A 24,583-nucleotide genomic window follows, 5' to 3' on the forward strand; every position below is an offset into this window, starting at 1 on the left:
GTCTTCTTCCTCTCTTCTTATCAATCGATGACGTCTACGAAAAGATCGCTCACCCGGAAGCTGACGCAGGGCAGCTTGTCCGACGAGACGAGGTCGTCTCCCTCGAACAGGTTATGAAGCTCGTACTTGCCGTCCCCGTCCAGCCGATATTGCTCCAACGTTCGACTATCGCCGTCGACGATCCAATATTCCTCCACCCCGAATCGGGCATAGGCGGCCGCCTTCTTGATCTTATCCCGCTTGCGGGTGCTGGGGGAGAGCACCTCCGCGACCAGGTCGGGCGGACCTTCGATTCCCCGATTCGTCACGATGTGCATTCGGCTGCGGCGAACCATCAGTAAGTCGGGTTGCAGCACGTTCGTCGGGCTTAAGATCACATCTAAGGGTGCATCCAAGATGATATATTCCGATTTGCAGCTTTGCTTGAGAAGATACTCCAGCTCCCCTCCCACGGCCTGATGCGAAAAGGAAGCACCCGGAGACATCAACTCCAGATTCCCGTCGATGATCTCGTAGCGCTGCCCGTCGTCCGGCATCTCCGCGTACATCTCGTACGTGAACGGCGCTTCCCGAACCTGATCCTCTTCCTTCTTCTTCGAATCCACCGCGGCCATCCTCCCCCGAATATTCAAAAAAGCACCCCGACAAAGGAACACGACTGTGTCTCTCTGCGCGAGGTGCTTCCCCGTCATCTATTAATCCCATTATCGCCAATCGGAATAAGGCTGTCAACAGAGGAACCCCTCCGCGAACGTCCTTCTTCCGGCGCGCGATCCCCCACTTTAAGCCTTCAGCAATCCCGATTGCTTGACGGCGTCGCAGAACGAGCGGAATTGCCCCAGGTCGAGCTGTTGGTCCGCGTCGCTAAGCGCCACCTGAGGATCGGGATGCACCTCGACCATGATGCCGTCCGCTCCCGCCGCGAGGGCCGCTTTGGCGCACGGGACGAGAATGTCCTTGCGGCCGGTGGAATGGCTGACGTCGACGAGCACCGGCAGATGCGTCTCCTGCTTCAGAATCGGCACCGCGGAGATGTCCAGCGTGTTCCTCGTCCACTTCTCGTACGTGCGGATTCCCCGTTCGATCAGAATGACCTGCCCGTTGCCCCGCGAGACGATGTATTCGGCCGCCAGCACGAACTCCTCCATCGTGGCCGAGATGCCGCGCTTCAGGACGACCGGCATTCTCGTCTCCCCCGCGGCCTTCAGCAGCTCGAAGTTCTGCATGTTGCGCGCGCCGATCTGAATGATGTCGATATACTTCTCCGCCAATTCCATATGGGCCGGATTGACGATCTCGCTGATCGTGACGAGGCCGAATTCGCCGGCGACCGTCTTCAGCATCGCCAGCCCTTCCTCCCCGAGCCCTTGGAAGTCGTACGGAGACGTTCTCGGCTTGAACGCTCCCCCTCGCATGACCCGGACGCCGGCTTCCTTCAGAGACGCCGCGACCGCCCGCAGCTGCTCGTACGATTCGACCGAGCAGGGACCGGCGATCAGCGTCTGCGCCGGGCCGCCGATCGCCACGTCCTTCGCCCGGACGACGGTGTCCTCCTGGCCCCGCTTGCGGCGGACGAGCAGCTCCTTCTTGCGATTCGATTCCTGAAGACCGAGCGATACGTTGAAAATTTGCTTGAACAGATGCTTGATCTGATCGTCGCTGAACGGCCCCTCGTTCGCGGCGACGAGACGTTCCAGCATCTCGCGTTCGCGAGCCGGGTCGTACTTGGCCATCCCCAGCTCTTCCTTCACCTCGCCGATCTCGCGCACGATCGCCGCCCGCTCGTTCAACAACCCGAGCAGCTTCGAATTCACTTCGTCCAGCCTGCCTCGCAACGTCTCCAACCGTTCCATGTCCGCACTCTCCCTCTTGTTTTTCGGATGCGATATAAAGCGCCAAAAAGCCGCCTATCAAGGCACGGGATTCCTCCCGCGGTACCAGCCTTGTTAGACAGCTTCGATAACTCGCTTCTCGCTCGGGCGCGGTAACGGGCGCGAACCGGGACTCCCTGCCGGTCGACGAGGACGTTCGGGAGCCGACTCCGGAGCGAACTTCGGCGGACGTCTCCCGCGGCGCGCTCTCAGTCCCCGGCGCGCCGTCCCTGATCGGGCCGTTCCCGCTTACTCTTCTCCTTCATCGTCTGTGCATGTATTCATTTGCCAATCGATTGTTGTTCCATAGTATAGGAGAACGCTCGAATTCGTGCAAGAATGCGCGGCGAAGCCGGACAACTTCGAAGCTCTGCCGCGGTGAAGCGCCCGACGGATGCGCAGTTGCCTCGCCGACCGAGCCTCGTCCGATAGCCGGCCCGGCGAATTTCGGAATCCCTTCCGCAATAGAATAAATGGCGGGGAGACCGGCTTGGCCCGGTCCGGACGGCCGGCCATTTTCATTCTCTTTTTCATAGGCAATTTGCCCTAAACGTATTGCTAATTCTGTGGATAAAATGATACGATATGTTTCACATTTAGGTAAATATGCGCTTTACAAACCGAAAATCGGAATGGAGGGATACATAATGGACCATTCGAGCGATTGCGACAATAGTCCCAACGGTCCATCAAAAAGACGCAAGCGGTGGATCTGGATTCCGGTCATCTCCCTGGCGATTTTGTCGGGACTCGTCTTCGCCGGGTTCTGGAAGGCGACGGCCTTCCACTACGTCCGGCTCGACCGGTCCGACGAAGCGCTCGGAATCGAGCCCCTGGCCGCCGTCTCCGCCGATGCCCCAATCGACTCTCCAATCGACTCTCCAATCGACTCTCCAATCGACTCTCCAATCGACTCTCCATTAGATGCCCCCTTCGACATAGCACTCCGCTCCTCATCCGTCGCTTCAAACAAGGAACCGTCATCCGATCAGGCGGGACCGCAAGCCGCCGCGAATGGGAACCCGAAGCCGGCCCGGGCGGCGTCCGCCAACGTCAAGCCGCAAGAGAACGTCCGCAGCATCGCGCTGTTCGGACTCGACCGCCGGAGCCCGAAGGAACGGGGACGGTCCGACGTCATCCTCATCCTGTCCTTCGATTACGCGAACGACAAGCTCAAGCTGACCTCCCTGATGCGGGACCTGTACGTCCCCATCGAAGGCCACGGCATGGCCAAGCTGAACGCGGCTTACTCGTACGGAGGAGCGGCGCTGGCGCTGAAGACGATCAACAAGACCTTCGGAACGGACATCCGCGATTACGCGGCGGTCGACTTCGAAGCGATGGAGAAGGTCGTCGACGCCGTCGGCGGAGTCGACATCGACGTTCGCGCCGACGAGATTCCGGTGCTGAACGCCTACCTTAGGGATCTGGCGGGCGACGGCAAGAGCCCCGCTCCCGTGAAGGAAGCGGGGCTCCAGAAGCTCGGCGGCATGCAGGCCGTCGCCTACGCCCGCATCCGGTACGTCGGCAACGCCGACTTCGAGCGGACGGAGCGGCAGCGCCGCGTGCTGGCCGCGATCATCGGCGAGCTGAAGGAGCGCGGCGCCGCCGCCGTTCCGGAGCTGCTGCTCAAGCTCGCGCCGGAAGTCGAGACGTCGCTCGATCGCTCGGCCATTCTGTCGCTCGCCTATCGCTACTTCAAGGAGAAGGACATGCAGACCGAACAGAACCGGTTCCCGCTCGACGGCACCTGGCGTTCGGCGCGAACGGACGACGGCCAATCGGTCCTCGAGACGGACCTGAAGCAGCTCAAGAAGCAGATGCAGCGCTATCTCTACTTCGATTCGGGAACCGCGTCCGCCGCCGATTCCGCCCTGTCCTGAGGGCGGCCGCTCCGGCCGTTCCGCGCGGTTCGTGCCATCCGGCGGGCAGGCCGTTCCGATCAGCCCCGGTTCAGAGCTTCCGAGAGCAGCAGCAGCGTCAATCCCTGTCCGTACAAGGTCGGGAAAATCGGAACCTCGTTGTACGCCTCGACGCTCGCGAGCACCGGCGTCCCCCCGGACACGCCTCCCGCCGCGCCGTCTTCTTCGATCTTCCCGAGAACGGCGGAGAGGGCGCGGTCCGCGGCGCCGAGCGCGGAGGCGGGGACGAGGCCCCGACGGACGGCCTTGTACAAGCCGAAGGCGATGCCGGCGGAGCCCGACGTCTCCTCGTAGTAGGACGGACGGTCCAGCACGGTCGGCCATAGGCCGCTCTCGTTCTGCGCAGCGAGAAGGCCTTCGGCGAGCCTGCGGTATCTGCTTTTAACCTCGTCCGGCAGTCCGGCATCGTCGCACAAGTCCTCCGCTTCCTCCAGAATCATCGGGACCGCCGCCGCGTTCCAGGCGTTCGCCCGGTTCCAGAGGGCCGCGGACATCCAGTTGCCCGCCGCGCAGTTCCAGCCGTGGAACAGGAGGCCGCTCTCCTCGTCCTGCAGGGCGCGCAGGTGAAGGCAAGCCTGCTCCAGCGCCTCCCCGGCCATCCGGCGGTCCCCAAGAAGGCGGGCCGCCCGGGCCAGGAAGAGGACGGCCATGAATACCGTGTCCGCCCAGATCTGCTCGCTGAACGTCGCTCGCTCCGTCACGGTATGCTCGAAGGCGCCGTCCCTCGTGCGGGGGGCTTCGTCGATCAGCCATCTTGCGATCTCTTCCGTTTTCTCCGCGTAGAAGGGATCGCCCGTCATCTCGAACAGCGCCGGGAAGACGGCGAACGGAGCGATCGAGTTGATCACCCGGACCTCCTCCGATCGGCCGCGATTCCTCTCGACCCATGCCTCGACCTCCCGCAGAGCTCCCTCTGCCGCGCCCGCCGCCGTCCTGCCGAATTCGGCCGCGGCGATGACGCCGACCCCCGAATTCCAGTCCCAGCGGTCCATGTTCATCGCCCAGTCGGTCCATTCGTGGTCTCCCCACTGCTCCGGCTGGCTGCGCGTCATGAACCGATAAACGCGGCGGGCCGCTTCTTCTATTCTCGTTCGTTCCACCCGTATCCCCCCAAGGCATCTTATAAATACTGATTGCGATAATCGGTCGGAGTCAGCCCGAACTGCTTCTTGAACACTTCGCGGAAGTAATCCTGGTCCGCGTAGCCGATCCGGTCGCACACCTCGTAGATCCGGATCGACGGATCCTTCAGCAGCCTCGCGGCCTCTTCCAGCCGAAGGCGGACGATCGTCTGGTTGATCGTGGCGCCCGTCACTTCCTTGAACAAGAGATTCATATACTTCTCGCTCAGGCCGACGGCGGCGGCCACGTCCGCGAGCCCCAGATCCTTGCGGGCGTATTCTTCCTTCAAGTACCGCATCGCCTGCTCGACCAGCTTCATCTTCTTCGCCCCGCCCGACCATTCGCCCGGCGGCAGCGCCCCAGGCAGATTCGGCAGCTTCTCCTTGAGCCCTTGCTCGAGCAGCGCGATCCCTCTGCGCTCCTCCCTCTCCCGGCGCAGCTCCCGGACGGCGTTCGCGAACGCCTTGACGATCTCGTCCGGGTCGATCGGCTTGAGCACGTATTCCCGCACCTGAAGCTGGATCGCCTGCCTGGCGTGCTCGAATTCGTTCAAGCCGGACAGGATGACGCACCGGATGTCGGGCTTGCGGCGCTTGCAGGCCTCGATCAGCTCGAGCCCGTTCATCTTCGGCATGCCGATGTCGGTCAGCAGCAGGTCCGGCTCCTCCCGCTCGAACATTCGCAGCGCTTCCTCTCCGTTCTCGGCGGTCCCGAGCAGCGAGATGTCCAGCTCCTCCCACGGGATGGAGCGGGCGAGCGTCTCCCGGACGGTCTTCACGTCTTCCGCGATGAGCAGTTTAAACATCGGCCGGCCCCCTCTCTTCGTCGCGCGGGTAGGGCGGGCGGAAGGGCAGAACGGCTTCGACGCGCGTTCCCTCCTCCGCCGGCACGTACCGCAATCCGTACGCTTCCCCGCACAGCAGCTGAATTCGCCTATGCACGTTCATCGTTCCGTAACCGGAGCCGGACCCTGACCCGGTTCCAGACCCTGACACGGACGCCGAATCAACCCCGGAACCAGGGCCTTGACCCATCCCGGAGCCGGAGCCGGAACCGAAATCGTTCGGCTGCGCCGCTTCCCGCAGAGCCCGGTTCATCGTCTCGGCATCGCAGCCCCGGCCGTTGTCCTCCACCCGGAGTACGAGCGACGTCCCGTCCAGCCGGACCGAGATCGCGATGCGGCAGCCGGCCGTCCGTCCCGCGAAGCCGTGAACGATGGCGTTCTCCGCCAGCGGCTGCAAGCAGAAGTGCGGAATTCGCGCCGACAGAAGGTCGCCCGGCGCCCGGATCTCGACGCTCAGATCGTCCATCATCATCCGCTGAATGTGCAGGTAAGCCTCCGCCTGCTTGAGCTCCCCCTCGAGGGAGATCCACGCCTGCCCCCGGTTCAGCCCGTACCGGAAGACGTTGGCGAGCGACCGGACGATCGAGCTCGTCTCGCGGTCCCCGGCCATGATCGCCCGGCAGTTGATCAGATCGAGCGTGTTGTACAGAAAATGAGGGTTGATCTGCGCGTTCAGCAGCTCGAGCTGAAGCTGGCGCTTCTCGATCTCCTCCGCGAACGACTTCTCGATCAGCCCGCGCAAGGTGACGAGCATCGAATCGAACTTGCGGTTCAACGTATCCACCTCGTAGATGCCCGTATTCGGTTCCGGCAGCGGCTCCTTGAACTCGAGCACCTCCGGCCGCTGCACCGCGCCCACGAGCCGGGTAATCGGCACCGTCACCCTCGCGACGATGCGGCGCAGCCAGTAGCCCGCGATCAAGAGGGCGGCCGCGGCGGCGACGGCCCCGATCGCCGAGATGGCCAGCGTATAGCGGCCCAAGTGGCTCTCGGGAACGACGGTCAGCAGCTTCCAGCCGTTCGCCAGCGTCTCGTACATGACCCGGTTCCGCTCTCCGTCGACGCGGACTGCCGCCGATCCGCCGGAGCCCTCCAGGTCGCGCAGGTACGGGAGCTCGCCGACCGGCTCCAGGAACCCGTACCGTTCGCTGACGAGGACGCGTCCTTCCGTATCCAGCAGCAGATGATAGCCCTTCGCCAGCGAGGCGTTGTCGAACAGGGCGCGGACGCTGCCGACGTCGGCCCCGACGAGGACGGTTCCGATGACGCGGCCGTCCTTGATGCTCGTCTTCTTCGTTGCCGAATAGATCATGGGCGCGCCCGCGCGCCCCGACCTTTGCCCCCACCAGACGGTCTGCCTCTCCCCGCCGCTCAGCGCCCGGTACCACGCCTCCTTCTTCAGGTCGTCGCTCTTGAAGACGCCCGTCGCCGGATAGTAGCGGTCGGTCGCGATCGGGTACAGGCCGCTCTCCTTCTCGACCGCGACGGACACCTCGTACGTCTGCTGGACGAAGGCGCCGGGCGCGGGGCCGGAGCCGGAGCCGCCGAGCAGGGACAGCAGGGAGAGGTTCTCCAGGTTGCCCCGCAGCGCGAAGAGATCGCCGACCGCCTCGAACGGCTCCGGATGCTCGCTCTCGAGCAGGTTCTCGATCGATTGATTCGACAGGATAAAAGCCGCCATGTTGCTCATCGTATCAAGCTGATACTCGACGTTCCGATAGAGGAACTTCATCGACTGTTCGGCCATCTGGGCGATGTGGTCGTTCTGGACCCGGATCAGGATGTAGCTCGCCGACGCGGCGAACAAGGCGATGAAGGTCACGATCAGGGCGAAAATAGGAAGGCTCAGACGAAGCAGAAGGCTGGAAGGCCGGCTTCGTCTTCTCCCGGATGCGGCGTTCATCGTCTCCCCTCCCCGTCGGCCGAAGCGAATCGCGGACCGCCCTCATCCGGGCGCCGGCCCGCGCAAATAATCGATGTCCTTCCGCAAGCTCGCCGCGAACTCGGCCGTTATTTTTTTGCCGCTCTGCGCCTCGATCTCCTGAATCAAGGGCTTGAAGTCGACCTTCTTGTTGTCCTTGGCCGCGTCCTTCTGGATCTTGACCGCCTTGGCCAGGAGACTGTTCAGCACGCCCTTGTTCCGAATCCACCCTTGGGCGAAGCCGTAGTTCAGCATATCGTCCAATTCCCCGACGGAGAACGTCACCCGAAGCGTCGCTTCCAGAACGGAGCGGTTGCCGGCCCGGTCGACGGCTTCCCCGCTCAGCCGGTGCTCGCCGGCCTCGAGCGAGAGCGGCCGAATCTCGTACGGACTGCCGATCGGCCGGCCGTCCAGACGCACGCTCGCGCTCTCGACCTCGCCGTGCGAATCCGACGCCTCCCAGGTCAGCGTCGTTCGTCCGAGCCGGGACAAGGTCAAGGAACCGTCGATACGGAGCTCGGGCGCGATCGTGTCCTCGTCGACGAGCAGGAACGAATCGTAGAGCGAAGGATTTTTGGAATCGGCCGTCCCCGGCGTCCATTGGATGAAGTCGTCGCGGCCGTTCTGCAGATCCGCGTCGTTGACCGCCACGTTCAAGGCGATGCGGGCGCCTTCGGCGGGCCGCAGGTCCCGAACGAAGGAGGACGGGAACTTCATCTCGTAGATCGTCCTCTTCGCCGTCTCGTCCCGGACCGCCGCGAACGGCACTCGCCCGCTGATATCGCCGTTCGGATTGGGAGCCGAGGAGCTGAACACGTTCGTCAGCTTCTGGCCGTCGTCGGTCAACGCGAAGCCCCACTCGACGTCGTCCGGGCCGTACGGCGATCCCCCGTCGTCGAGCGGATCGAGGCTCGCTTGAACGGAGTCGTTCTTCCACAGGTTCGAAGCGTTCTCCGACTGCTTGTGAATGTCGTCCCGGACGACCGCCGCGACGTAGAGCCCGTCGTCGGCCCATTTGACGTAAGCCGTCGCCTCCAGGTTATCCGGGTCGTGGTAACCGCCGGCGTTCTGGGCGCTCGAGCGGAGATGGAACGGGAACGCGTCCTGCCAGTCGGACAGGTCGCCGTCCACCTCGACGCCTCTCGCCTTCTGCGCCAAGAGGAAGTCGACGGGCATGGCGGCATCGCGGAAGATCGTCTTGCCCGTCGCCGCCTCCTCGACCCGGACGTCGACCGGATATTCGTTGCCCGGCTTCCGCTCCCGGTACGTCCATTGGAAGTCGAGCCGGACCTTGCCTCCCTTGTTCAGCGGCCCGAAGGCGTTCGTCGAGACGGGCGCGAGCGCGGCGCCGTCCGGGCCGACGACGGTGACGGTTCCCGTCTTCGCCAGGGACGACGTGCCCGTCAGCTCGACCGTCAGAACGTCCAGGTCCGCGATCGTCTTCGCGACCGGAACGAGCCGGACGCCGATCCCGTCTTCCACGGTCAACCGGACGGTCTTCGTATCCAGCAGGGCCCCTTCGTAGTACACTTCGAACGCGATGTCGTACCGACCCTTGACGGCGTCGGCCGGGATGCGCACCTCGTACGCCTCCTCGAGCGAGCCGCCGGCCGGGATCTCGTATTCGGCCTCCCGCGGACTCGTCTGCGCCGCCTCCCAGCCGTCCGGCAGCTTCATCGCCACGCCGACCGTTCGCGGGGAGTCCGTGTCGTTCGCGAGCGCAAGCGAGAGCGCGGCCGTACCGCCCGCTTCCCCCGCCGCTTGGGTCGGCACGACGCTCGCCATGACGCCGATGAATTTGGAAGGCTCGGAAGCGACGATCGCCTCCGCCGCCGGGGCAAATTCCCTCGCCAGCAGGTTGTAGGCATAGCTCGCGGCGTATGCGCCCCGGGCCGCCGCGGCTTCCGCCAGCCTGCCGTAGCGGTTCGTTCTCAGAACCGCCGCCGTCGAGACGGGCATGACGCCGTATTCGCCCTTCTTGGCGTCGAGCGCCGCCGTCGCGGCCTGCGCGGCCGGGCCGTAATCCGGGACGACGGCCGAATCCAGGCCGCCCATCGCGTAGGACAGCGGAACGGACGCTCTCTCAGCCTCATTGTAGAGCGCTTCCAACGCCACGTAGCCGGGCGCCCGCTCGTACGCCCCGTCCCCGATCCGGCCGGCCATCGTCTCCATCAACGCGTAGATAGCCTTGATTCCCCGCTCCAATCCGGCGGCCGGAGCCGAGGAGCCGAGCGCTTCCGCGTACGTCGCGGAGATTGCGTCCAGCTTCGCCGAGTCGGCGTCGACTAGCGCTCCGTTCTCCGCCGTCCGCAGCGCTTCCAGCTTGGCCGCCGCGTCCTCCGCCTTGCCCGCGAGGAGGCGCGCGGCGGCTTCGTAGACGAATCCGGCCGGCAATCCCGTCACGTAGACGGGCGAGCTTCCGACCGTCAGATGAGCCTTGCCGCCGGATTCCGCCAGAGGGAACCCGACGCCATTGATGTCCTTCGCCGTCGTTCCCGCCGCTCCGAAGGGCAGCGCGATCTCGCTCGTCGGCGGCTTCGCGTCGGGATCGTCCTTGTGATCGACCCTCTTCCAGGCGACGAGAACCGGCTCCCCGGCGTCGGTCAGGAACAGCTCGGCGGCGACGGCCGGGTCTCCGGCGTCCCAGGTGCCGATATATCTGGCCCGGTCGAGCGTCGTCATCAGCTGATGGACCGCCGCGTACGCCAGCTTCGGCCGGCCGTCGTTGTCCGTGATTCCCCAGAAGATGTCGTAGTAGCGATCGTCCGTCCCGTCGTTTTTGTAATTATAGTATTCGTACGCCTTCACCTGATCGGTCGTCAGATAGGTCAGAAAGGCGCGGACGATATAATCCCGCTGGGTCTCCTCCGAGACCGACGGGTAGCCGGCGTTCGCCGTCGGCCAGCCTCCTTCCGTCAGATAGTAGTCCTTCCAGCCTCCGTAAGCGTTGACGAGATTTTTGACGCCGTTCAGCAGGTTCGCGAGGTTCCCGTCCGGCATCGAATTGTACACGTACGGATGGAACGAATACGCGTCGGCGTAGTCGTAGGAGCCGAGCTCGAGCTCTCTCGGGAGCACGCTCAGCACGCTGGACGTGTGGTCGCCGGCGAGCAGCATCGCGTCGGGATCGGCTTGCTTCAGGCGGAGATAGGCGATTTTCTGAATCTGCACGAATTCTTCCGGAACGTACGGCTTGGAGAAAATCTCGGGCTCGTTCGGCATCTCCCACTGCCGAATCCGTCCCTTGTACCGGCTGACGGCGTCGTAGACGAAGTCTCCCATCGCCTTCAGGGCGGCGGGCGTATTCGCGGTTCCGCTCTGATAGGCCGCGTTCTTGTCGATGCCGAGCACGGTAATCTGGTTGAAGCCGTACGACTCCAGCTTGCCCAGCAGGGCGTCGGCGGCGGCGTAATCGTAGACGGCGTTCCCGGCCGAATCCTTCGCGTTCCGGTCGACGGCTTCCCACGACAGGCCCGAGCGGTGGTGCCGGGCTCCGAGCTTGCGGGCTCCGTCGATGATGTCGTCTCTCCAGTTGAGCGCGTAGTGCGTGTTCAGCCCGAAGACGCTCTCGTTGTCGAGGTCGGGCTCCTGGACCGGAGCGGCTTCGTCCACGATGGCGAGGCGCATCCGCTTCGTCAGCGAAGGCGCCGCGGCCCCGTCCACCGAGAACTCCGCCGCGACGTCGTACGTGCCGATTCCGCTCACGCCCGGCGCGAAGCTGATGGACTCCGAACGCCGTTCTCCCTTCGCCAATTCGTACGTCTCGCTCCCGCTCGCGACAAGCGCCTTGTCGCCGTCCGCCCTCCGGACCGCGTAGTCGATCCGGAATTCGTGCGCCGCCGATCCGGCGTCGAGCGCCAGGGCGAGACCCGGCGCTTCTCCTTGCTCGTAGATGCCGGCATAGGTGCCCGACGGCTGCAGATCGACGACGTAGGGAAGCGGAATCGGCTCGATCGCGAAGTCGTCGATCTGCAGGTTGATGCCGCCGACGACGTTCCATTGGAAGTAGCCCTTCTCCCTGGCGAGGGCGTCCGAATCGTCGCCGCTCGCGGCCAACTCGCCGTCGATGTACAGCTTGTGGCTGATTCCGCTGATCCTCAGCTCGTAGTCGTGCCAGTCGCCGAGCAGCGACTTCACGTAATTGGCGATGTAGTAGTTGCCCCCAAGCGTCGTCTTGCGCATCAGAAAATACTTCGAATTGTGCGTCGCCCACTCCATCGCGTTGTTGTTGGCGTCGTCGGCGGCGCGGTACCTCAGCCTCCACGTGTTCTGGACCGCGTCGCTCGTCCGCTCGTACTTCGCCTTGAACCGGACGACGAAGTTGTCCGCGTTCCTGTACATCGGCAGGTTCAGCTTGGCGCTTCCCGAGCCGTTCAGGCTGAACACCTTGTTGCCGTCCGGCAGCTCCAGCACCTTCGCGCTTCCTCCGGTCGTCCATCCGGCTGGCGCGGAGTTCGGCGTCTCCCCTTCGAAGTCGTTCGAGTAAGGCTCCATCGCTTCGATCGGCACGGCGACGTCGCCCGTCTCCGGATAACGGACCGAGCCGCCGCCTTGCTCTTCGACCGTCAAGTAGTACCGGATGGAGTCCGCCCGGTTCGTGCCCGGAATCGTGCCCGCGAACGAGCCGTTCCCGTCCCCGCGCGCCTCGACAACCCGGTCCGTCGGCTCGGCTCCGTAGCCGTAGTGGATGGCGGCTTCGGCGGAGGAGGCGAGCCCGGCGACGGTGAAGGCGATCGGCAAGTCCGCGTTATACGGAACTTGCGAAGCCGGCGTATGGACGATGGTCGCCGGATCCGGCGGCGGATCGCCTTGAAGCCCGCGCACGGCGACGTTGTCCACGCTCACCGTCGCCGCCGGCCCTACGCTCTTCAAGGCGAAGCCGATCCCCCCGCTCGCGAGCGACGAATCCGCGAATTCGGCGACCGGCGTCCCGTCGATCGCCAGCTTGAACGCGCCTCCTCTCGCTTCCACGCGGTACGAATGCCAGTCCGTCAGGCTGAACCCGGGCAGCGCGGCGCCGATATCGACGGGATCGCCGACTATGGCGGCGGCCGAGGAGTTCGGGTACTTCCACAGCTCGACCTGCCTGGCGTTCTTGAATTCGAGGAAGTAATAGCTCGTGCCGGACGAATACCGGAACAGCGCCCGGAAGCGGTCGCCCTTGGCGTCGAACCCCAAAGCGTAATCCTTCGAGGAGTAGGGGAGCTTCGACGCCTTCGCGACCGCCCGCTGGGGAGACGTCGCCGTCGTGGAGCCGGTTAGCTGCGCCTCCGCGCCGCTTCCTTGAACCTGCCAGGCCGTGCTGCCGAACAGATCCCAGTTGCCGAGCCCCCCGTCGAAGCCGTCTTCGAACAGAGGGGCCGCTTCCGCCGCGAGGGGGGCCGCCTCTTCCGCGCCCGCCGGGCTAGGAAGAGACGGAAGAAGAAGAGCCGCGACCAAGAGCCAACGAACCATTCCGAACCGATAACCCATTCCCGAATCGCCTCCGTCGAATGGCAAAGCAGCCTCCGGCGACCGGAGCGCGTCCGCGTCGCCTTGAGGCTGTCGACCATTATCGAAAATGTTTACTTGCCCGCTTTCTTCTTAAAGGACTCCTCGAGCTCGCTCAAAATCTGGTTGCCGCCCTGGGACTTCCACTTCTCGACGAAGTCGTCGAACTTCTTGATGTCGCCGCCCATGATGATCTGAGTGAATACCGAGTCGCGCATCGTGTTCAGCTCGACCAGCTTGGCGATCTTCGTCGGGGAATCCAGATAGTTGGAAGCGTCCGTGATCTGGTACGGGTTGTTGATCGCCACGTCCAGCGCTTGGGAGAACCGCAGCGGCAGCGACTCCAGGTAATGCGGCCACCCGTTCAGGCCCGGGGCGAACAGATAGCTCTGCGTGCCGCGGAAGTTCCCGTTCTTGTCCTGCTGCGTCTGCGGATCGACCAGGTCGGTGACCGTCTTCAGCTTGCCGTCCACGAGGTTGTAATCTTCGCCTTCGATGCCCCAGACGGTCAGCATCTGGTTGTCCGGCGACAACGAATCCTCGATGATGGACAGGACGCGCTTCGGGTCCTTCGTCTTGGCGCTGATCGCGTTCATCTGCGAGAACGGGGCTCCCATCGGGGCGACCGCCTTGCCGTCCGGCCCGACGAGCGAACCGAGCAACGTCAAATACTTGAACGGCTGTTCGGCCTGGTTCGGAAGCTTGCCGTCCGCGGCCAGCTTGCCGCTCTTGATCAGCTCGTTCGTCTCCACCTGGGTGTCGTAATCGTTCGCGGTCGACCACCAGCCCATCCAGGAGAACAGCTTGCCGCTGTACAGCTTCGCCCTCAGCTGCTCTTCCTTGATCGTCGCGAACTCCTTGTCGATCAGCCCTTCTTTGTACATTTTCTGCAGGAAAAGCAGGGCGTCCCTCATCCTCGGATCGATGTCGTAGTTGCTGAACTTGCCGTCCTTCTCGGTGAAGAAGCCCGGCGTGACGCCGAACGCGCCGAAGATGTTGTCGAACGAGTTGTTCGCGTATTTGACCTGGCCGATCTGGGCCGTGTAGCCGCCGAGCGGGATGACGTCCGGCTTCTCCTGCTTGATCTTCTTGAGCAGGTTGTAATAGTCGTCGAGCGTCTTGGGAGCCGATGCGCCGACCTGTTCCATGTAATCCTTGCGAAGCACGAGGTTCCACCGATAGCCGGCGCCCGGTCCGCCTTGATACGGAATGCCGTAGATTCGGCCGTTCACCTTCGCCTGCTCGAACACCTCCGGAGGGACCTCCTTCAAGATGTTCGGCGTGTCCTTCTCGTTCAGAAGGTCGGTCAGGTCGACGAACGCCCCTTGCTGCGCGTACTTCTGGAAGTCGTCGGCGAAGTCGATCCGCGCCACGTCCGGAATGTCGCTGCTGGACATCTTCAGGTTCAGCTTCGTCTTGTATTGCTGCACGTCCACCATCTCGGGGACGATCTTGATATTCAGCTTCTTCTCGATCGCCTGCTTGACCGCGTCCTTGGACGGATCGTACGGCAAGGAGATGTCCTGCGCCTTCAGCCACTTCAGCTCGTACGGCTGCGATTCCGCGGCCGACGCGGACGGCGACGCCGAAGACGAAGCCGATGCCGGCGCGGAAGCCGAAGCGGAGACCTCCGGCGAAGAAGACGAACTCCCCGCGTTCCCGTTGCCGTCGCCGCAGCCGGCGAGCGACATCGTTCCGATCAGAAGGGCGGCGAACGCCCCGTACCCCCAATTTCTGCTTTTGTTGGCCATGAACCCGTAATCCCCCTCTAGAATCGATCGATTAACCTTTGACCGAACCGATCAGCATGCCTTGCTCGAAGTACTTCTGAATGAACGGATAGAGAACCATCATCGGCAGCGCGACGATGACGATGGCCGCCATCTGGATGCCGATCGTGGGCGGCGGCGTTCGGCCGGCCGCCTCGAGCAGCTCCGGCGGAAGGCTGGAGCTGGCGATAATGGTGCGCAGAACGAGCTGCACCGGAGCCTTATGCCAATCCGTCACGTACAGCAGAGCGTTGAAGAAGTCGTTCCAGTACGTCACCATGTAGAGCAGGCCGATCGAAGCGAGCACGGGCATCGACATCGGAAGCACGACCGATCGCAGAATGCGCATCTCGGACGCCCCGTCGATGGCCGCCGACTCCTTCAGGCTGTCGGGGATGCCTTCGAAGAACGACTTCATGATGATCATGTTGAAGGCGCTGTACGCCATGATCAGAATGAGCACGTAGTCGGTATTCAGAAGTCCCAGCTGCTTGACCGTGATGTAGGTCGGGATGAGCCCGCCCTTGAACAGCATCGTGAACACGAAGACGAGCATGAGAAGCTTGCGGCCCGGCAATCTCTTCTCCGCCAGCGCGTAGGCGCTCATGGCGGTCAGCAGCAGAGCCAGCAGGACGCCCCCCAAGGTGTTGCGAATCGTGACTCCGTAGGCGTTGTAGATGAGCGAGCCCTTCTTCAGCAGGTAGGCGTAGTAATCGAAGCTGAAGGAAGAAGGGAACAGGACGAGACCGTCCTTCGCGCTGAACGTCGAGTAAGGCGTCACCGATACGGTGAGCACGTACCAGAACGGAATGACGATGACGATCGTGACGAGCGTCAGGACGACGTAGTTGGTCGCGACGAACGCGGTCTCGCCTCGCGTGAGCTTCATCGGCCGATTCCCCCTTGTCAGAAAATGCCGGAATCATTGATCCGCTTGGCGATTTGATTGGCGGCCAGCACCATCGCGAGGCCGATGATTCCCTTGATGACGTCCGCCGCCGCCGCGAGGCTGAGGCTGAACTGCTCGATGCCCACCCGGTAGATGTAGGTGTCGAGAATATCCCCGACTTCGAACACCATCGGGTTGTACAGGTTGATGACTTGATCGAGTCCGGCGCTCATCAGGTAGCCGACTCTTAGAATGAAGATGACGATGATCGTCCCCGAGATTCCCGGCAGCGTCACGTGGACGATGCGGCGGAACCGCGTCGCCCCATCCATGACGGCCGCCTCGTACACCTCGGGATTCAGTCCCGCGATCGCGGCCATGTAGATGATGGCGGCCCAGCCCATCTCCTTCATCGCGTCGGTCGCGACGAGGATCGTGCGGAAGTAGCTTGGCTCCACGAGCAGGTACGCCGGCTTCCCGCCGAACAGCTCGACGATCTTGTTCACGATGCCGGTCTCCGGGGAGAGCAGCAGCGCGATGATGCCTCCATAGACGACCCAGGACACGAAGCGGGGCAAGTACACCGCGGTTTGCAGCGTCTTCTTGAACCAGCGGGCCCGGATCTCGTTCAGCGAAAGCGCTAACAGAATGGGGCAAATAAAGCCGCTGATCATTTTGTACAAGCTGATGATAAGCGTGTTCTTGAAGGCGTTCCGGAACATCTCGGATTCGAACAGCTCGCGGAAGTGCTTCAGCCCGGCCCATTCGCTCCCGGAGAAGCCTTGGATGGCGTTGTAATCCATGAACGCGATGCTGATCCCGTACAAGGGCAAGTAATCGAACAGAAGCACCCAGGCGAGCGCGGGAAGCAGCATCGCGTACAGCCATTTGTACCTCCAGATCCTCCTTGTCTGCCGCTTGAGCGGCGTCTCCCGGGTATCGGATACCCTCGCCGTGACGAGTTCCATCGTCCCTCCTCCATCCCCTCTCTTTCTACTCTTCCATCGATCGAATGAAAGTGCTTACAGTTATAAGATTAAAGGATGGAGAGGATATGGAAAACCGGAGCGAAGGACGATATTCCCCGGGAAAAGTCGCATCGTTCGGGTGCCGGTTACCCGATCGGGCTGACCGTCACCCCGTCTACCGTCAGCGAGACGGCCGGGCCGACGCTCTTGAGCGCGAAGCCGACGCCTCCCGACGTCAGGTCGGAATCGGCGAAGGAGGCGACCGGCGTCCCGTCGACCGACAGCGCGAAGGCGTTCCCGTCGACGTTCAACTTGTAGGCATGGTCATCCGTTAGGGAGAAGCCGGGCAGGGCGCCGGCGATATCGACGGCGGCTCCGACCTGTACGGGAGTGGACGACCCGGCGTACTTCCAGAGCTCGACGACGCTGGTGTTCTTGAATTCCAGGAAGTAATAGCTCGTCCCGGAAGAATACCGGAACATCGTCCGGAAGCGGTCTCCCCGCGCCGTATATTCGAGGCTGTAATCCTGCGCGGCGTACGGGAGCCGAGCCGGCTTGACGACCGCCCGCTGCGGGAACGTCTGCGTCGTCGTCCCCGTCAGAGCGGCGGCCGCTCCGCTGCCTTGCGTCTGCCAGGCCGCGCTGCCGAACGTGTCCCAGTTCCCGAGTCCTCCCGAGAAGTCGTCCGCGAACAAGGGCTCTTCCGCCGGACCCGTTCCCACGGTTACCGTCCAGTTCGCGAAGTCGTACGTGAGCGTCTCTCCGCCCTCGGATGCCGTGAACGTATTCGAATTCCGGTCCTGCGTCAGCCAAGGCGTGTCGAACAGCTTGAACGACGCGTAGCCGATCGGCGTTCCGTTGATCCGATGCGTGTTGTTGTAGGCGGCCGCGGCGGAATCGAAGGTGATGTCCAGCGTATCCCCGTTTAAGCCGCGGTAGATCAGACGCGGGTTCGTCTCGTCGATATGGCTGGCGTCGACCGTCGCGTTCGCGAGAACCGCGTTCTTGAACGCGGCGAAGCTCTCGTACTCGGAGGCGTCGGCGGTCTCCAGCACCCAGCCGTTCTTGTCGGCCTGGCTGCGGAGAATGTTGTAGCTGTACAGCAGCTGCGCCGTCGGGTGAAGCTGGGCCGTCGTCTTCACCTTGTTGGCCGGATCGGTCGACGTCTGGTAATACCAGGAGTACGGCTTGACCATCTTGAACGCGAAGTACATCGTGCCGGCATCGCACAGCACCCATCCCCCTTGCTCGTCGCGGGCGACGATCGACCCCGTGTCCGGGAACAAGGCGTTGACGAAGTTCGTCGTCGGGCTGTTCTCGAGCTTGAAGACGCCGATCGCCGTCTTGCCGTTCTGCAGAATCCGGTGCGTCGCCGGCTGGTCGTAATTGCCGATCGGGGCGGTGCCCTGGTCGGTGGACAGGCGGAACAGCGGGTTCGGCGCATCGGAATGCCAGCGCAGCACGACGGGAAGATCCTCGATCCAGTTGTCGACCCTGTTATACTGCACTTCCGTCGCCAGCCCCCACGTCGGCTTCACGTATGCTTGCCGGTAGATGCTCATGGCGCGGCCGCTCGAGTTTTGCAGGTTCGTCTTGCGCGACGTATAGTCCTTGTCCGTCTTCTGCCCGATGCGGATCGCCATCTCCGGCGGTTCGTAATTCATGCCGTCGTAGAGGACGAAGCCCAAATATTCGAGGAACGGGCGGTACATCGAAGGAGCCGAGCTGTCGGACTCGCCGACTGCCTGCTGGGCGCGATGGCCCCCGAAGTAAGCCCAGGCGAGGGAGGTATGGTCGCTGCCGCGCCAGGACGGGTCGTTCGCCGATACCGAATCGCCTTTGGCCCGGCTGATGGACGAGATGGAATAGCCGTCGATCCAGTCGTTCGCCCATTCGAACCACATGACGTCCATCGCCATCTTCGCCTTCTGCCTTAAATCCGCTTCGTCCGAATACTGGTAGAGGGCGTTCAGGCAGAAGTAGGTCATGAACGTGTATTCCGGGCTCTCGTATTCGGCCCAGCCCTTATGCACCCCGGCATCGATCATCGCTTCGATGTTCGCTTTGTTGAGGCTTTTGAGCGCCGCTCCGGAATTGCCGTTCAGGTCGGCGAGATCGGGGAAGTATTGGCCGACCAGGTATCCGGCCGTATAATTGCTCATCCGCAGGTTCTCCGTCTGCGGGAGGGCGGCGTAAGCGTACGACGCGAAGTACGACCGCACGTGGTCCATCATGGCGGCGTCGAACCGGTCGCCGACCATCAGGTACGCGTACATTTTGGCCACCGTCTTGTACTGCTCCCAGTCGTACGTCTGGAACATCGCGTCCAGCTTCCGCAGATTGCCCGCCGTATTCTGGCCGTCGAGGATCTGGGCGACGTATTGGGCGATGTTGATCGGGCCGCTCTCCTCCTGCATCGTCTTCGTCTTGTCCCACAGCCACTGCTTCCGGCTCTCGATCGTCCCCGGGAACGGAGCGTACGAGCTCTCGATCGGCGGGGCTTCGCTAATGGTTACATGGTCGAACGTCGCTTCCGCCAGCCTCGAGTTCGTATGGCTCGTCACCGCCAGCCCGAAGTAGACCGTCTCCGGAAGGGCGATCGTCTCCCGCTTGATCGGCATCCAGTTCGTTCCGTCGCTGGAATCGAAGGCGCTGATCCCGCTCTCGTCGCGGACGAGCTTCACCCAATAGGGCGCCGCCGTCGACGAGCCGTTCGTCAGGGTCGAAGCCCCGCCCGGCTGGAGACGCGATTGGTAGATCGATCCGTGCCCGGGCGTCAGCGCCATGAACGCGTACGGCGACTGCTTCGTCATGTCGGCGCGGATCATAAGGCCCGCCTTCGTCCATTCGGCGGCGTTCTGCACGCCGGCGACGCGCGCCACGATCTGCCCGTAGCCCGTCCAGGGTCGGTAGACGAAGCGGAACGCGTCCTCGGTTCCCCAGATGTCGGCGCCGGAGCCCCGGACGGCGAACGTTCCCGTGACCGCGTCGTAGCTCGCGCTCCCCGCGATGCCGACGGCGCCGACGTCCCGGTCCCCGAACGGCTCCGGCAGCCCGCTCGCCGACGGGTTCGTCGTCGCGGAGACGGCGTTGCTCGCGGGGGAGGCGTTGCCCGCCGCGTCCTTCGCCTTCACGACGAACTGGTAGGCCGTGTTCGGCGAGAGGCCCGTCGCCTCCGCGCTCGTCGACGTCCCGCTCGCGGAGGCGGCCAAGACGCCGTCCCGGTAGACGTCATAGCCGGCGACGCCGACGTTGTCCGTCGAAGCCGTCCAGCTCAGGCTTACGCTCGTATCCGTCTTGCCCGCAACCGTCAGGTTGGCGGGCGCCGTCGGAGCCTCGTCGTCCTGCACCGTCCCCACTTCGTAGACGGCGAGATCGTCGACGACGTACGCTTCGTCCGTGCCGCCGGTGTCGACGCGGACGGAGAAGCCCAGCTCGAAGGTGGAGATGACGCGCTGCCCGCCGTTCGGCACGATCGCGAACCGGTAGGCGGAGATGTCGGCGTCGTTCACCGCCTGAAGCGTATCCGGCGCCGCGTTCAGATAGGCCGCCGTTCCGGCGATCGTCGTCGCCGCCACCGGGAAACGAGGAACGAGGTTGTTGTCGAAGTTGCCGAACTGGATTTGCGCGTAGATGTCCTTGGCGACCGGCTTGTCGCTCGCGGCGCTGCGGCGGAGCTTGTACTCGAGCACGAACTCGACCGCGGGACTGCCGACGGGCTTGCTGTAGATTTCGTTGATGCGATTTTTCAGGTTCCCCGTATTGGTGCGATAGTAAAAATAGCTGGATACGTTCGAGCCGTTCGAAGCGTCCCGCAGCTCGAGCGCGTTGTTCCCGTTCACCTGCACGATCTGCTGGCTGCCTCCGGACGACGCGTTCGACAGGACGAACGGACTCGCACCTCCGTCGAAGCGCGCGTCCATGTCCGCCGCCAGCCAGTTGACCATCGCCTGCGTACCAGCCTCATTCTCTGCCGGCTGATTGACCGTCGACGGCTCTACGCCGCCTCCATCCTCTGCCGGCTGGTTGACCGTCGACGGCTCTGCGCCGCCTCCATCCTCTGCCGGCTGGTTGACCGTCGACGGCTCTGCGCCGCCTCCATCCTCTGCCGGCTGGTTGACCGTCGACGGCTCTGCGCCGCCTCCATCCTCTGCCGGCTGGTTGACCGTCGACGGCTCTGCGCCGCCTCCAACCTCTGCCGGCTGGTTGACCGTCGACGACTCTGCGCCGGCCTCATCTTCCGCGGACGCTTGACCGCCCGGCACGTATCCCGCCAGCAGCGTCATCGCCAGCAGCCAACCCGCGACTCTTCTTTTCCTCATTGATCCGACCTCCGTAATTGGATTAAAATCCTGTAAGCGCTTGCAAAAATGCGACCGAAACACCCTCCCTTAATGCTCGTCGATGCCAAATCCGCTGCTTATCGGCCTCCCCTGCCGGCATCACCTCCTCTCTGCCGCTCCGGCTCCGGCGCTCTGGTGCTTCTCATCCGATATTCCGCCTATGTGCGTAATCGGATGGATCTCATTGCGCCTCCATCCGATATGTCGCCCATGTGCGCAATCTCATGCCTCTCTTGGCGCCGCTTCCCCGATGTTCCCGAGATCCGGCTCGACCCGCACCCGGATCCAGGCCGGGCGGCGTTCCCCCGGGCCGAGCCGCAAGCAGTCCCCGCACCGGATGGCGTCGTCGATGTCCGAGAACCGGGACGTGGACGGCTCCAGCGCGACGGTGTAGAGGTCCTCGTCGTTCCGGGACCAATAGCGCAGGCACGGGAACGTCTCGCGGTCCCAGCTCAGCTTCAGTTGCAGCCCGAGCGCCGGATTGCGGATGCCCGCTTCCCCTTCGCGGAATCCGAACAGAGGCGCGTAGCAATCCCCTCCGTTCGGCGACGGCGGCTCTACCTTGCGCAGATCTTTGCGTCCGCCGCCGGCAAGCCGCACCTCGCCCGGCTCTTCTTCGAACTTCTCCAGAGCCTCAAGTGCGCCGCGAGACTCGCCCCCCTCAAGCTTCTCCTCTTCGTACCGCCATACGTTGAACACCCGGCTTCCTTCCGGCAAAATCACCCGGGCGCTCTCGCCGACAAGCGGGCTGGCGAAAGCCGGATGGTGGGTCCAGATAAAAAGAATGTCCTCCCCTCCGACGTTCGTCACCTCTTCCGTCACGACCAGCTCGGGCTCCCCGGCGGCGAGCCGGAACGTCTTCTCGATCGCGAGAGGGGCGAACGGCAAGCTCGCCCGGCAGACCAACGTCGCGTCCGCCCCCTCGCTCCGAATCTCGTACTCCCACGGGATCCCGGCCGACTCGCCTTCCCGCAGCCGGTCGACCTCCCGGCCGCCGAACCGCGCCCGGTTCGGAACGATGTCCTGCCAGCCGCCGGGATACGCTTCCGCGTAGTGCGTCAACCGGTCGGTCCGCAGGTCCCTTCCCCGCAGCGGCGCGAGTCCGCTCTTCGTCTTCAGGAGCAGGTCGGCGGCTAGCGGCTTGTACGTCAGCTCCCACACGTCCGTCCCCTTGCCGACGAGCACGACCGCCCGCAGCCATTCGTTCTCCAGCCGAACCGCCTCGATGCCTTCGACCTCGACCTTCACCGCTTCCGCCGCGTTCGCGCAGCTCATCCTCTCATCCTCCTCGCTTGTAGCCCTCGTCAGCCGAAGGTCCTCAGCGCTCTCTCGTCCGTGCATCCGCCCTCCCCCTGTCACACCCTTCGGCCGCCCATGTTGATGCCTTCCGCCTCCGCTCAGGCAAATAAAACTGTGGATGACCCAAACACTATCGGAACTCATCCTGGATAAATCTGGATTCCAACTCGATTCTGCCTTGAGAAAGGCGCCTTACTTGAGGTGGTGAATGAAAAATCATACAAAATCTGTTTCAGAAAGGCGCCTTGCTCGAATGTTGTACGAAAAAACATACAAAATCTGCTTCAAGAAGGCGCCATACTTAAACGGTGTACGAAAAATCGTACAAAATCTGCTTCAGGAAGGCGTCTTGCATGAAGGTTGTATGAAAAATCATATAAATTAGGATTTATCAACGCGATTCACCTAAATGTTGGATGAAAAATCACGCAAATCATCCACAGAAAAGAAAGACGGGCACTCGGTGCGGAAGCGGCCGAAATACCCGTCTGGAATGGAAGAGCGGCGCGTCGGAATCGTCTCGGCTTATTTGTTCGCCAGGAATTCGTCGATCTGCCTCTGGAGCTCGATCTGGATCTTCTTGGCGTTGCCTTCGGCTTCCTTCTTGAACTTCGCCCACGTCGAGTCCGGATCGACGACGCCGTCGAACAGGGCGTTGTAATACTTGTCCGCGGTCGTGTTGTACAAGGTGATCTCGTTCATGACGGGAGTCGGGTCGAACGAGAAGCCGGTCAGAACGCTCGGCGTCAGGTTGGACGCGTCCTTGTTGAACTTGTAGTGCGCGATCGTCTCTTCGTCGAAGCCGGCGTTAAGCCGGTCCAGCGTCGGGTTCCACACCCAGGCGTAGCCGAACGGAGGATAGTTCGCGTCGAGCTGCTTGTACTGGTCGTCGCCGATCTTCTCGAAGTTCTTGCCTTCGATGCCGTAGGCGAGCAGGTCGTAGTTGTCCTTCTGCGCCGTCCAGTTCAGGAACATCATGGCGCGCTCCTTGTGCTTGCTGACCTTCGGGATCGCCAGGAAGTTCGCCTGCTGGAAGTTCGTGATGTTGGCGCCCTTCTCCATCTTGACGAAGGTGACCGGCTCGAGCTCCGCTCCCGGAGCGTTGGCGGCGATAGCCGCGGCCATGCTGGACGGCACGCCGAATTCGTTGTGCACGGCGACGGCGACCTTGCCCGATTGGATGACCGAGTCGATGTCCTTAAGCGCCAGAATGTCGGGATGAATAAGGCCGTCCGTATACAGCTTGCGGGCATCCTGGATCCACGACCAGACGCGCGGCTCCATCTCGTCGAACAGGTTGTACACCTTGCCGTCGTTGTTCTTGTAGTACAGCACGAGGCTCTGGCCGAGCGCGTCCGACCGCAGAATCTGCGGATCGTATTCCATGAACGCGCGGAACGCTCCCCACGAGACGTCCGTCGAGCTGCCTTGGCCGTAGGCGAGCAGCGGGATGACGTCCTTCTCGTTCTCCTTCACCTTATAAGCGAATTGGATCAATTCGTCGTACGTGCGAATCGGAGGCAGCCCGTACTTCTCGCGCAGGTCTTTGCGAACGAGGTACGTGCGTCCGGCCAGATGCGTGTTGCCCATCGGCAGCGCGTAGATCTTGCCTTGGAACTTGTTGGCGTCGAACATCTGCTGCGAGCGAACCTTCACCGCGTCCTGCCCGTACTTCGCGAGCAAATCCTCCAGCGGCTCGAAGTAGCCCGCGCTGATCATCTGCTGGATGTGCAGCCACGGCGCGTCGAAGATGAGGTCCACGTCTTCGCCGGACGCGAGCATGACCTGCGTCTTCTGGGCGAGATCGGACCATGGCACGAACACGACGTCGAGCTTGACGTTGATCGTGTCGGCCATGCGCTTCTCCGCTTCCTTGATGACGGCGTCCATGTCGGCCGGCCGGTCGCCGGGCAGCACGATCTTCAGCGTGACCGGATCGAGCTTGGCGGACCCGGACCCGGAATCCGACGCAGGAGCCGTCGCGGACGGTGAAGCGTTGCCGGTGCCGGAGGCACCCGGGGACGAGCCTCCCGAGTCGTTCGATTTGGAGCTGCATCCGGCGAGCGCGGCCAGGACCAGAGAAGCGGCCGCCATCGTCGCCACACTTTTTCCCATTCTCATTGCAGTGACCTCCCAGTGTCGTTG

13 protein-coding genes are annotated in these 24,583 nt (G+C 63.2%); 1 reads left to right on the forward strand and 12 read right to left on the reverse strand.

Translation table 11 applies throughout. The features are described from left to right. Positions 1 to 20: 20 nt before the first annotated feature. Complete coding sequence (locus tag H7B90_RS05565) at positions 21 to 605, reverse strand: Uma2 family endonuclease (protein ID WP_246578841.1); 585 nt, start codon at positions 603 to 605, stop codon at positions 21 to 23. Between the two features lie 177 nt (positions 606 to 782). Next, positions 783 to 1,853: a bifunctional 3-deoxy-7-phosphoheptulonate synthase/chorismate mutase gene (locus tag H7B90_RS05570; protein WP_185134868.1), complete on the reverse strand. Its 1,071-nt coding sequence runs from the start codon at positions 1,851 to 1,853 to the stop codon at positions 783 to 785. Positions 1,854 to 2,518: 665 nt separating this feature from the next. Between H7B90_RS05570 and H7B90_RS05575 the strand changes: the two genes are divergently transcribed. Next, positions 2,519 to 3,754 carry an LCP family protein gene (locus H7B90_RS05575; RefSeq protein WP_185134869.1) on the forward strand — a complete coding sequence of 412 codons (1,236 nt, stop codon included), beginning with the start codon at positions 2,519 to 2,521 and terminating at the stop codon, positions 3,752 to 3,754. A 59-nt stretch (positions 3,755 to 3,813) separates the two neighbouring features. Here H7B90_RS05575 and H7B90_RS05580 read toward each other — a convergent pair whose 3' ends face one another. The 10 genes from H7B90_RS05580 to H7B90_RS05625 form a co-directional block, all read right to left on the reverse strand. Then, positions 3,814 to 4,893 (reverse strand): glycoside hydrolase family 88 protein, encoded by a 1,080-nt coding sequence (locus tag H7B90_RS05580; protein WP_185134870.1) that lies wholly within the window; start codon positions 4,891 to 4,893, stop codon positions 3,814 to 3,816. Positions 4,894 to 4,913: 20 nt separating this feature from the next. After that, the gene (locus H7B90_RS05585; RefSeq protein WP_185134871.1) at positions 4,914 to 5,720 is read right to left on the reverse strand and encodes a response regulator transcription factor; all 807 of its coding nucleotides are present in this window, start codon (positions 5,718 to 5,720) and stop codon (positions 4,914 to 4,916) included. Beyond that, positions 5,713 to 7,662 carry a cache domain-containing sensor histidine kinase gene (locus tag H7B90_RS05590; protein ID WP_185134872.1) on the reverse strand — a complete coding sequence of 650 codons (1,950 nt, stop codon included), beginning with the start codon at positions 7,660 to 7,662 and terminating at the stop codon, positions 5,713 to 5,715. The genes H7B90_RS05585 and H7B90_RS05590 overlap by 8 nt, the downstream gene beginning before the upstream one ends. Before the next feature lie 42 nt (positions 7,663 to 7,704). Next, positions 7,705 to 13,152, reverse strand: coding sequence for a sugar-binding protein (locus tag H7B90_RS05595; RefSeq protein WP_185134873.1), 5,448 nt, complete (start codon positions 13,150 to 13,152; stop codon positions 7,705 to 7,707). Positions 13,153 to 13,244: 92 nt separating this feature from the next. After that, positions 13,245 to 14,921 carry an extracellular solute-binding protein gene (locus H7B90_RS05600; RefSeq protein ID WP_185134874.1) on the reverse strand — a complete coding sequence of 559 codons (1,677 nt, stop codon included), beginning with the start codon at positions 14,919 to 14,921 and terminating at the stop codon, positions 13,245 to 13,247. A gap of 31 nt (positions 14,922 to 14,952) precedes the next feature. Next, positions 14,953 to 15,828: a carbohydrate ABC transporter permease gene (locus H7B90_RS05605; protein ID WP_185134875.1), complete on the reverse strand. Its 876-nt coding sequence runs from the start codon at positions 15,826 to 15,828 to the stop codon at positions 14,953 to 14,955. A gap of 17 nt (positions 15,829 to 15,845) precedes the next feature. Then, positions 15,846 to 16,796 (reverse strand): ABC transporter permease, encoded by a 951-nt coding sequence (locus H7B90_RS05610; protein WP_185134876.1) that lies wholly within the window; start codon positions 16,794 to 16,796, stop codon positions 15,846 to 15,848. A 146-nt stretch (positions 16,797 to 16,942) separates the two neighbouring features. Beyond that, positions 16,943 to 21,118, reverse strand: a complete 4,176-nt coding sequence (locus H7B90_RS32515) for a fibronectin type III domain-containing protein (protein ID WP_260410780.1) — start codon at positions 21,116 to 21,118, stop codon at positions 16,943 to 16,945. 243 nt (positions 21,119 to 21,361) lie between these two features. After that, positions 21,362 to 22,414, reverse strand: coding sequence for a DUF4432 family protein (locus H7B90_RS05620; RefSeq protein WP_185134877.1), 1,053 nt, complete (start codon positions 22,412 to 22,414; stop codon positions 21,362 to 21,364). Positions 22,415 to 22,963: 549 nt separating this feature from the next. Next, on the reverse strand, positions 22,964 to 24,559 hold the full coding sequence (locus H7B90_RS05625; RefSeq protein ID WP_246578843.1) for an extracellular solute-binding protein: 1,596 nt from the start codon (positions 24,557 to 24,559) through the stop codon (positions 22,964 to 22,966). Positions 24,560 to 24,583: the final 24 nt, after the last annotated feature.

Source organism: Cohnella xylanilytica (genome assembly GCF_014212175.1).
In the GTDB taxonomy this organism is placed as follows: Bacteria; Bacillota; Bacilli; order Paenibacillales; family Paenibacillaceae; genus Cohnella; species Cohnella xylanilytica.

Coding starts and splice junctions, on each gene's coding strand:
- H7B90_RS05590 (WP_185134872.1), bottom strand. CDS start 7,662: ATGAACGCCGCATCCGGGAGAAGACGAAGCCGGCCTTCCAGCCTTCTG.
- H7B90_RS05605 (WP_185134875.1), bottom strand. CDS start 15,828: ATGAAGCTCACGCGAGGCGAGACCGCGTTCGTCGCGACCAACTACGTC.
- H7B90_RS05610 (WP_185134876.1), bottom strand. CDS start 16,796: ATGGAACTCGTCACGGCGAGGGTATCCGATACCCGGGAGACGCCGCTC.
- H7B90_RS05620 (WP_185134877.1), bottom strand. CDS start 22,414: ATGAGCTGCGCGAACGCGGCGGAAGCGGTGAAGGTCGAGGTCGAAGGC.
- H7B90_RS05595 (WP_185134873.1), bottom strand. CDS start 13,152: ATGGGTTATCGGTTCGGAATGGTTCGTTGGCTCTTGGTCGCGGCTCTT.
- H7B90_RS05585 (WP_185134871.1), bottom strand. CDS start 5,720: ATGTTTAAACTGCTCATCGCGGAAGACGTGAAGACCGTCCGGGAGACG.
- H7B90_RS05570 (WP_185134868.1), bottom strand. CDS start 1,853: ATGGAACGGTTGGAGACGTTGCGAGGCAGGCTGGACGAAGTGAATTCG.
- H7B90_RS05575 (WP_185134869.1), top strand. CDS start 2,519: ATGGACCATTCGAGCGATTGCGACAATAGTCCCAACGGTCCATCAAAA.
- H7B90_RS05600 (WP_185134874.1), bottom strand. CDS start 14,921: ATGGCCAACAAAAGCAGAAATTGGGGGTACGGGGCGTTCGCCGCCCTT.
- H7B90_RS32515 (WP_260410780.1), bottom strand. CDS start 21,118: ATGAGGAAAAGAAGAGTCGCGGGTTGGCTGCTGGCGATGACGCTGCTG.
- H7B90_RS05625 (WP_246578843.1), bottom strand. CDS start 24,559: ATGAGAATGGGAAAAAGTGTGGCGACGATGGCGGCCGCTTCTCTGGTC.